Annotated in this window: 8 protein-coding genes; 1 reads left to right on the forward strand and 7 read right to left on the reverse strand. The window is 72.4% G+C overall.

Annotation, left to right across the window (positions count from 1 at the left end):
* Positions 1-266 (reverse strand): carbohydrate-binding protein (locus ABD52_RS34180; protein WP_368665027.1); only part of this gene is annotated, 266 nt, incomplete at its 3' end.
* A gap of 144 nt (positions 267-410) precedes the next feature.
* Here ABD52_RS34180 and ABD52_RS34185 point away from each other — a divergent pair.
* Positions 411-1,655, forward strand: a complete 1,245-nt coding sequence (locus ABD52_RS34185; RefSeq protein WP_047894464.1) for an ROK family transcriptional regulator — start codon at positions 411-413, stop codon at positions 1,653-1,655.
* A 25-nt stretch (positions 1,656-1,680) separates the two neighbouring features.
* On the opposite strand, the gene ABD52_RS34190 is transcribed toward ABD52_RS34185, so the two are convergent.
* The 6 genes from ABD52_RS34190 to ABD52_RS34215 form a co-directional block, all read right to left on the reverse strand.
* Positions 1,681-3,093 (reverse strand): GH1 family beta-glucosidase, encoded by a 1,413-nt coding sequence (locus tag ABD52_RS34190; RefSeq protein ID WP_047894459.1) that lies wholly within the window; start codon positions 3,091-3,093, stop codon positions 1,681-1,683.
* Between the two features lie 36 nt (positions 3,094-3,129).
* Positions 3,130-4,137: an ABC transporter ATP-binding protein gene (locus tag ABD52_RS34195; RefSeq protein WP_047894460.1), complete on the reverse strand. Its 1,008-nt coding sequence runs from the start codon at positions 4,135-4,137 to the stop codon at positions 3,130-3,132.
* Positions 4,134-5,216, reverse strand: coding sequence for an ABC transporter permease (locus tag ABD52_RS34200; RefSeq protein ID WP_013286254.1), 1,083 nt, complete (start codon positions 5,214-5,216; stop codon positions 4,134-4,136). Before ABD52_RS34200 ends, ABD52_RS34195 begins: the two co-directional genes overlap by 4 nt.
* Before the next feature lie 3 nt (positions 5,217-5,219).
* Positions 5,220-6,197, reverse strand: coding sequence for an ABC transporter permease (locus ABD52_RS34205; protein ID WP_047894461.1), 978 nt, complete (start codon positions 6,195-6,197; stop codon positions 5,220-5,222).
* A complete protein-coding gene (locus ABD52_RS34210) occupies positions 6,194-7,336 on the reverse strand; it encodes an ABC transporter ATP-binding protein (protein WP_047894462.1) in 1,143 nt (380 codons plus the stop codon). Before ABD52_RS34210 ends, ABD52_RS34205 begins: the two co-directional genes overlap by 4 nt.
* A gap of 87 nt (positions 7,337-7,423) precedes the next feature.
* On the reverse strand, positions 7,424-9,100 hold the full coding sequence (locus ABD52_RS34215) for an ABC transporter substrate-binding protein (RefSeq protein WP_047894463.1): 1,677 nt from the start codon (positions 9,098-9,100) through the stop codon (positions 7,424-7,426).
* Positions 9,101-9,204 lie beyond the last annotated feature (104 nt).

The following is a 9,204-nucleotide window of genomic DNA, read 5'->3' on the forward strand; positions in this document are numbered from 1 at the left end:
CTCGTCACGCACACCCCGCCGGCCGGGGTCCAGCCCGCGCCGGCCGGCGGGGTGTGCGTGACGAGCGCCTGGTAGAGCCGGCCGCCGTAGGTCACCCGGCTGCCGGCGGTCCAGGTGACGCCTTCGGCCCAGGCCGGCGCGTCACACGCGACGAGCGCGGCGGCGGCGCCGGTCGGTGTGGCGGCGGTGGCGGGCAGGGCGGCGGCGGTGGCGGCGAGCAGCGCGACGCCACCGAGCAGAGCGGTCATCCCACGTCCGAGTCGCATGACATACCTCCTCATCGATGCGCCGGAGGTTATCAGTTAACTTTGTTAAGTGTAAATGCGCAGTACGCTGTCACCGCTTGGTTCACGGCGTGAACGCGATGAACGCAGGTCGCCGTGGGCGGCCGGGAAGGGACGGCGGCGGACGTGGACGCCAGACGCACCACGGTGCGCGACATGCGCCGGGCCAACCGGTCGGTCCTGCTGACCCGGATCTGGCTGGACGGCCCGCTCAGCCGGCACGAGCTGGGCCAGTCCACCGCGCTGAGCCTGGCCAGCGTCAGCAACCTGGTCGGCGAGATGATCAACGAGGGTCTGGTCGAGGAGGCCGGCTCGGTCGAGTCCGACGGCGGCCGTCCCCGCGTGCTGCTGCGCGTCGCGCCCGGCTACGGCTACCTGGTCGGCGCCGACGTCGGCGAGACCCGCGTCCAGGTGGAGCTGTTCGACCTGAGCATGACCGCACTGGCCAAGGCGGAGTACCCGATCACTGCGGCCGACCCCGACCCCGCGCGGGTCGCCGCGCACCTGCGGCACGGCCTCGCCGCTGTCATCGAGCAGGCGGGCGTCGACCCGGCCGCGGTGCTCGGCTTCGGCGTCGCCGTCGCCGGCACCGTCGAGCGCACCGCCGACGCCGTGGTGCACGCCCAGACGCTCGGCTGGGACGGCGTCCCGCTCGGCGCGATGCTGCGCGCCGGCACCGGCGTACCGGTGCACGTGGACAACGGCGCGAAGACGCTCGGCCAGGCCGAGATGTGGTTCGGCGCCGGCCGCGGCGTCCGGCACGCGGTGGTCGCCCTGGTCGGATCCGGCGTCGGCGCGAGCGTGGTCGCCGACGGCGTCGGCTACCGCGGCGCGCACAGCAGCGCCGGGGAGTGGGGCCACACCACAATCGTGTACGGGGGCCGCCGCTGCCGCTGCGGCAACCTCGGCTGCCTGGAGGCGTACGTCGGGGCGGAGGCGGTGCTGGACCGGTTCCGCCAGGCCAACCGGGGCCGCCCGGCACCCGGCGCGGACGAGGAGACCGCCTTCGGTGAGCTGCTGCGCTCCACCGGCAGCACCGCCGCGAAGGTGATCGACGAGACGGTCGGCTACCTGGGCGCCGGGGTGGCGAACCTGGTGAACCTGTTCAACCCGGAGCGGGTGGTGCTCGGCGGCTGGGCCGGGCTGGCCCTGGGCGAGCGGCACCTGCCCGCGATCCGCGAGGCCACCGCGCGGCACGCGCTGCGGCAGCCGTACGCGCAGACCTCGATCGAGCTGTGCCGGCTCGGACCGGACGCGGTCGCGATGGGCGCGGCCACCCTGCCGATGACCCGGCTGCTGCGCGACGGCGGCGTGGCCCGCGACCCGGCCGCCCGCCCGGTTCCGGCGTGGGGGCAAGGCCGGCGTCACTGACCGGCCCGGCCCCCACGCCGCGGCGTCAGCGCTGCCCGCGGACCCGCCGCACGGTGTCCCGGTACCACAGCGCGCTGCGCTTGGGGGTGCGGCGCTGCGTGTCGTAGTCGACCCGGACGATGCCGAACCGCTTGTCGTAGCCGTACGCCCACTCGAAGTTGTCCAGCAGCGACCAGGCGAAGTAGCCGCGCACGTCGGCGCCGGCCGCCCGCGCCCGGGCCACCGCCCGCAGGTGCTCGGTGAGGTAGCCGACCCGGTCGTCGTCGGCGACGAACCCGTCGGCGTCCGGCGTGTCGTCGAACGCGGCGCCGTTCTCGGTGATCACCATGGGCGTGCCCGGGTAGTCGCGGTGCAGGCGCACCAGCAGGTCGGTGAAGGACTCCGGCACGATCTCCCAGTCCATCGCGGTACGCGGCAGGTCGCGGCGGACCACCCGGCGTACCGGCTTGCCGTCGTCGTCGCGGTCCCGGCCCTGCTCGTCCACGCCGGAGTGCAGCTGCCCGAAGTAGTAGTTGACCCCGAGCACGTCGATCGGGGTGGCGATGACGTCCAGGTCGCCGTCCTCGACGGGGATACGTACCCCCTCGGCGGCCAGGTCCGCGATCACGTCCTGCGGGTACGCCCCGCGCAGCACCGGGTCGAGGTAGAGCCGGTTGGCCAGCCCGTCGGCGGCCCGCGCGGCGTCCCGGTCCGCCGCGCTGCCGGTGGCCGGGTCGGCGGTGGACAGGTTCAGCGTCAGGCCCAGCTCGATCGGGGAGCGGGCCGCCTCGCGCAGTCGCCGCGTCGCCAGCCCGTGCCCGAGCAGCAGGTGGTGGGCCGCGGCGATGCCGTCGCCCAGGTTCCGCCGGCCCGGGGCGTGGTCGCCGTAGGCGTACCCGAGCATCGCCGAGCACCACGGCTCGTTGAGCGTGGTCCAGGTGCGGACCCGGTCGCCGAGCGCGGCGAACACCAGCTCCGCGTAGTCGGCGAACCGGTACGCGGTGTCCCGGTTCGGCCAGCCGCCCGCGTCCTCCAGCTCCTGCGGCAGGTCCCAGTGGTACAGCGTCACCCACGGCTCGACGCCCCGGCCGAGCAGCTCGTCCACCAGCCGGTCGTAGAAGGCCAGCCCGGCCACGTTCGCCGGACCGCGCCCGCCCGGCTGCACCCGGGGCCAGGCCACCGAGAACCGGTACGTGTCCAGTCCCAGGTCGGCGATGAGCGCGACGTCCTGCGGCATCCGGTGGTAGTGGTCGCACGCCACGTCGCCGTTGTCGCCGTTCGCCACAGCGCCCGGCACCCGGCAGAACGTGTCCCAGATGGACGGGGTGCGGCCGTCGGAGGCCACCGCGCCCTCGATCTGGTACGACGACGTCGCCACCCCCCACCGGAAGGTCGGCGGCAGCGTGTCGATCGGGTCCGCGCCGGCGACTGACGACGGGCGGGTGAGGTCGGTGTCCATGGTTCTCCTCGCAGGTAGCGGGTGGTGTCGGGCGGGTCAGCGGGACAGGGGCGCGACGGCCGGGTGCAGCCGGCACGCGACGGCCCGCGCCGGGTCGTCGACGCGCGGGGCGCCGAGCACCGGCACCTGCTCGTCGCACCCGTCGAACGCCTTCGGGCAGCGGGGGTGGAACGCGCAGCCGGACGGCATGGCGCGCAGGTCCGGCGGGGAGCCGGGGATGCCGGTCAGCTCGCGGCGCGGCCCGTGCAGCGCCGGGAACGAGTGCAGCAACCCCTCGGTGTACGGGTGCAGCGGTTCCCGGTACAGCCGGGTGGCGGGCGCCTCCTCGACGATCCGCCCGCCGTACATGATCGCGATCCGGTCGGAGAACTCGACCAGCAGCGACAGGTCGTGGGTGATGAACAGCACCGCGAAGCCGAGGCGTTCGCGCAGCTCGGCGAGCTGGCCGAGGATCTGCCGCTGCATCACCACGTCCAGCGCGGTGGTCGGCTCGTCCATGATGACCACCTGCGGTTCCAGCGCCAGCGCCATCGCGATCATGACCCGTTGCCGCATGCCGCCGGAGAGCTGGTGCGGGTAGCTGTCCAGCCGGTCGGCGGAGATGCCGACCAGGCGCAGCAGCTCCTTGGCCCGGGCCGACCGGCTCGCCGACGTGCTCCTGCGCTCGTGTGCCCGGATCACGTCGAGCAGCTGCGTGGAGACCTTGTGCACCGGGTTGAGCGAGTTCATCGCGCCCTGGAACACGATCGACGTCTCCGCCCAGCGGAACTCGCGCAGCTTCGCCGGGCTGAGCGTGAGCACGTCGACCGGCGGGCCGTCGCCCGGGTGGTAGATGACCTGGCCGCCGCTGACCACGCCGGGCGGGGGCAGCAGCCGGGTCAGCCCGTACGCGAGCGTGGACTTGCCGCTGCCGCTCTCCCCGGCCAGGCCGAGCACCTCGCCGCGGTGCAGCGTCAGGTCGACGTCGCGGACCGCGCGGACCGCCTCCGCGCCGACGCCGTAGTCGACGCACAGCCCGCGGATCTCCAGCACCTGGTCGCTCATGCGCGCTTCCCTCTCTCGTCGGCGGGCGGCCTGACGGCGTCGGCGGGCGGCCGGCCGTCGGCGTCGCGCGGCTGCATCGGCACCGACGCGGTGACCGGCGCGAGCACCGGGGTGAACCCGACGCGCATCGCGACGACGCGACCGTCGGCGGTACGGATCCGGGTCCGGCCGCCGGTGCGCAGCCGCGGGCTCACGAACTCGTCGATGCCGAAGTTGATCAGCGCCAGCGCGGTGCCGAGCAGCGCGATGGCCAGCCCGGCCGGGACGAACCACCACCAGGCGCCCTGCGCCAGGGCCTGCTGTCCCTGCGCCCAGAACAGGATCGTGCCCCAGTTCCACGACGTCATCGACGAGATGCCGATGAACGCCAGGGTGATCTCCGACATCACCGCGAAGATGACGGTGCCGACGAAGCCGGAGGCGATGATCGCGGTCAGGTTCGGCAGGATCTCGAAGCCGATGATCCGCCAGGTCCGCTCGCCGGTGGCGCGGGCGGCCTCGACGTAGTCGCGGCGGCGCAACGACAGCGTCTGGGCGCGCAGCACCCGGGCGCCCCACGCCCACGAGGTGAGGCCGATGATGAGCGCCACGAGCATGTCGCCGGCCTGGTCGACCAGGGACGTGACGATGATGATCAGCGGCAGCGCCGGGATCACCAGGAACACGTTCGACACCGCCGACAGGCCCTCGTCGGCCGCGCCGCCCAGGTAGCCGGAGGTCACGCCGATGAGGATGGACAGGATCGTGGCGAGCACGCCGGCGATCAGGCCCACCACCATGACGCTGCGCGCGCCGACCAGGATCTGGCTGAAGATGTCCTGCCCGAGGTGGGTGGTGCCGAACCAGTGCCGGGCCGAGGGCGCCTGGAGCACGTCGGCGCTGCGCGCGTCCGGGTCGTACGGCGCGATCCACGGCCCGATCACCGCCAGGAGCACGTACACCCCGAGGACTGCCAGGCCGGTCGCGGCCTTGGCGTTGGCGACGAAGCGGAACCGGCGGCGGCGTGCCCGGGCCGACGGCTGCGCCATCGCCCCCTGGCCGGGGATGACCTGCTCGATGCTGGACGGGGAGAGTGTCATCGCTCAGCTCTTTCGGGTCCGCGGGTCGAGGAGCAGGTATGCCACGTCGGCGAGCAGGTTCGCCACCAGCACCGAGATCGTGATGATCAGGAAGATGCCCTGCATCAGCGGATAGTCCTTCGCGCCGACGGCCTGGAAGAGCTGGAACCCCAGACCCGGGTACGAGAAGACGATCTCCACGAGCAGCGTGCCGCCGACGATGAAGCCGAGGGACAGCGCGAACCCGGACACGTTCGGCAGCAGCGCGTTGCGTGCGGCGTAGCTGAGCGCCACCCGGCGCTCGGACAGCCCTTTGGCGTGCGCCACGGTGATGTAGTCCTCGCTGGCGACAGTCACCATCATGTTGCGCATGCTGAGGATCCAGCCGCTCATCGACGACACCAGGATGGTCGCCGCGGGCAGGATGCTGTGCTGGATCGCGCTCGGCACGAAGTACGCGTCGAACGCCGGCACCAGCCCCGGCTCGTAGCCGCCGGAGGAGGGGAAGAAGCTGCCCGGCCCGGCGAACAGCGCGATCGCGACCAGGCCGAGCCAGAAGTACGGGATCGAGGACAGGAACGTGGTGGCCGGCAGCAGCCCGTCGATCCACGAGCCGCGCCGCCAGCCGGCGCCGACGCCGAGCGCGGTGCCGAGCAGGAAGCTGACGATCGTGGTGACGCCGACCAGGCCGACGGTCCACGGCAGGCTGTCGCCGATCACCTGCGACACCGGGGCGGGGAAGAACGTGAACGACAGCCCCAGGTCGCCGTGCAGGAGCTGCCCCCAGTAGGCGACGTACTGCTCCCACAGCGCGTGGTCGGAGTCCAGCCCGAACAGCACCCGCAGCGACGCGATCGCGTCGGCGCTGATCCGGCCCTGGTTGCGGGAGATCAGCGACTGTACGGGGTCGCCGGGCACCATCCGCGGGATGAAGAAGTTGAGCGTGATCGCCGCCCAGGCGGTGAACAGGTAGAAGGCCACCCGTTGCAGCAGGAATCTCACCGGGCCGCCTCCGTTCCGGCCTGCTCCGCGTTCGCCGGCTTCTCCGCGTTCGCCGGCTTCTCCGCGTTCTCCGGCTTCTCCGTGGCGACGGTGTCCGCGTCGTACAGCCAGCACGCCGCCCAGTGGCCCGGCGCGTCGTCGACCGGGATCGGCGGCGGCAGGTCGGTGGCGCAGCGCGGCATGGCCGCCGGGCAGCGCGGGTGGAACCGGCATCCGGCCGGCGGGCGGATCAGGCTCGGCGGCTCGCCGTGACCCCGCTCGCCCGCCGTCGCGCCGTCGCCGCCCGCGCCGGTGATCCGCTCCGGGTCCGGCGCCGATTCGATGAGCAACCGGGTGTACGGGTGGGCCGGGCGCTGGGTGACCGTCTCGCTGTCACCGCCCTCGACCATCCGCCCGGCGTACATGACGATCGTCTCGTCGGCGAAGTAGCGGGCCGAGGCGATGTCGTGGGTGATGTAGAGGATCGCCAGGTCGAGCCGGTCCTTGAGGTCCTGGAGCAGGTTGAGCACGCCGAGGCGGATCGACACGTCGAGCATGGACACCGGCTCGTCGGCGAGCAGCACCTCGGGGTCGGCGCCGAGCGCCCGCGCGATCGCGACGCGCTGGCGCTGCCCGCCGGACAGCTCGTGCGGGAACGCGTCGAGGTAGCGCTCCGGCGGGGTGAGCGCGACCCGGGTCAGCAGGCCGGCGAGCGCCTTCTCCAGCCCGTCCGGTCCGGTCCCGGCGTTGCCGTGGATGCGCAGCGACCGGGTCAGGTGGTAGCGGACCGTGTGCACGGGGTTCAGCGAGGCGAACGGGTCCTGGAGGATCAGCTGCACCCGGCGCACGTACGCCCGGAACCGGCGCCCGCCGCGTACCCGGGTCGAGCGGCCGTGCAGCCGGATGTCGCCGGCGGTACGCGGGTAGAGCTGGGCCAGCAGCCGGGCGACTGTGGACTTGCCGGAGCCGGACTCGCCGACGAGTGCCGTCACCCGGCCACGGCGCAGCGCGATCGATACGTCGTCGACGGCGTGCACCACCGCCGGGGTGCGGGAGAGGAGGTCACGCAGCCGCCGGCGGACGGGGAAGTGCTTGGTCAGGCCGACGGCCTCCAGCACCACCTCGTCGGCAGGCGCCGGTGCGCTCTCGGTCAACGTCATGCCGCATTCCTGTCTCAGGGTTGCCGAAGAGAGGGGCGGGCGCCGCCGGCCCGGCCGGGCGATCGTGGCCGGGCCGGCGGCGCCGGGTCAGCCGGCGACCGGCTTGAGGTGCAGCACCACGTCCACCGCGTTGGGCTGGGTGGGCTGGAGCGCGCCGTACGGGTTCGAGTCGTCCGGCCAGCCGGTCCAGTTCTTCGTGCTGTACGCGCCGCCGATGTTGTCCGCGCCGACCGGGATCATCGGCATCTGCTCGACGAAGATCTTCTGCAGGGTGGCCATCGCCGTGGTGCGGGTGGCGTCGTCGGTGGCGTTGGCGTACGACACCAGCGCGTCGGTGGCCTCCTTGCTCTGGAACCGGCCGAAGTTGCCCGCCGGGGAGGCGGTGCCGATCGGCTTGAGCACGCGGCCGTCCATGATGGTCCGGTAGATGTCGTACGGCGTGGCGCCGGACTCGGTCCACCGGAACGTGGCCTCGAAGTTGCCCTGCTCGACGTTGCGGAACCAGGCGTCCTGGTTGGCCTTGTCGATGGTCGCCGCGATGCCGATCTTCGCCAGGTTGCCCTTCACGATCTCCAGGCTGGTCTGGTAGTCGGACCAGCCGGCCGGGTCGGTGAGCCGGATCGTGACCGGCTTGCCGCTCTTGTCCTTGAGCGTGGTGCCGTCGAGCTTGTAGCCCGCGCCGGCGAGCCGCGCCTTGGCGCCCTCGACGTCGACCTTGTGCTCCTGGCCCTTGTACTCGGGCGCGATGAACGAGTCACCGGCCGGGCTGGGCAGGCCGGTCACGCTCTTGACCTCCGGGTGGAAGTAGCCGGCCTCGGCGGTGGTGAAGATGTCCGCCCGGTCGATCACCATGTTCATCGCCTTGCGCAGCGTCGGGTCGTCGAACGGCTTCTTCGTGGTGTTCACGTAGAGGCCGTGGATGCCCAGCACCGGCGGCGCCCACATCTTGTGGTTCTTCTGGTCCTTCGCCACGAACACGGTCTGGTAGTTCGGGATGAAGACGAAGCTCCACTCCGACTCGCCGTTGGCGAGCGCGGTGGTCTGCGCGCTGTTGTCCGTGTAGGACGTGTACCGCAGCTCCTTGACCTTCGGCGGGTCCTGCCAGTAGCCGCTGTCGCGCACGGAGAGCGTCGTGGTCGCCGGGGTGAACGACTTCAGCGTGTACGGGCCGCTGCCGACCGGCTGCTTCACCGGGTCGGTGGCCGGGTCGGCGATCTTCTCCCACAGGTGCTTCGGCACGATCGGCACCCGCCACAGCACCTTCTGCTGGTTGACGAACTGCGGGCTGGCCATCGAGATGGTGACCTCGTTGCCGCTGGCCACGGCGTCGGTGTACGGGACGCCCTGGTCGTTGAGGGCCGGGAACTTCTTCACCAGGTTGTAGGTGAACGCGACGTCCTCGGCGGTGACCTTCTGCCCGTCGGACCAGGTGGCGTTCTCCCGGATGGTCACCTTGACCGTCTTGTAGTCCGACGACCACTCGGCCTTGGTGGCGAGCCACGGCTTGAACGGCTCGGCCGGCTTGACCGGGTTCCACATCATCAGCGGCTCGTAGATCTGCCACCGGTAGCCGAGCGACGCGGCGGCCGAGGTGGTGAGGAACGGGTTGTTGTTCTCCGCCTGCGGGCCGTTGGGCATGCCGACGTTCAAGACGGTCGCGGCCTGGCCGCTCTTTTTGTTCGCGTTCGGGCTGTCGCCGCAGGCGGCGGCGCTGGTGACCATCGCGCCGGCCAGCGCGAGGGCGAGGAGTTGCCGTCTTCTCATGGAGGTCTCCCTCGGTGGTCCCGCAGTCCTCGGGCGGGATGTGGTGGATGGAGGTGTGCGGTGGTGCCACCGGCGGGCGGGCCCGCCGGCGTGGTCGCCGGTAC

Source organism: Micromonospora sp. RV43, from assembly GCF_001029515.1.
GTDB classification, from domain to species: Bacteria; Actinomycetota; Actinomycetes; order Mycobacteriales; family Micromonosporaceae; genus Micromonospora; species Micromonospora aurantiaca.

What these genes read in the sequence shown, in the direction of transcription:
- ABD52_RS34190 (WP_047894459.1), bottom strand. Translation starts at nt 3,093, where the DNA reads ATGGACACCGACCTCACCCGCCCGTCGTCAGTCGCCGGCGCGGACCCG.
- ABD52_RS34215 (WP_047894463.1), bottom strand. Translation starts at nt 9,100, where the DNA reads ATGAGAAGACGGCAACTCCTCGCCCTCGCGCTGGCCGGCGCGATGGTC.
- ABD52_RS34200 (WP_013286254.1), bottom strand. Translation starts at nt 5,216, where the DNA reads ATGACACTCTCCCCGTCCAGCATCGAGCAGGTCATCCCCGGCCAGGGG.
- ABD52_RS34210 (WP_047894462.1), bottom strand. Translation starts at nt 7,336, where the DNA reads ATGACGTTGACCGAGAGCGCACCGGCGCCTGCCGACGAGGTGGTGCTG.
- ABD52_RS34195 (WP_047894460.1), bottom strand. Translation starts at nt 4,137, where the DNA reads ATGAGCGACCAGGTGCTGGAGATCCGCGGGCTGTGCGTCGACTACGGC.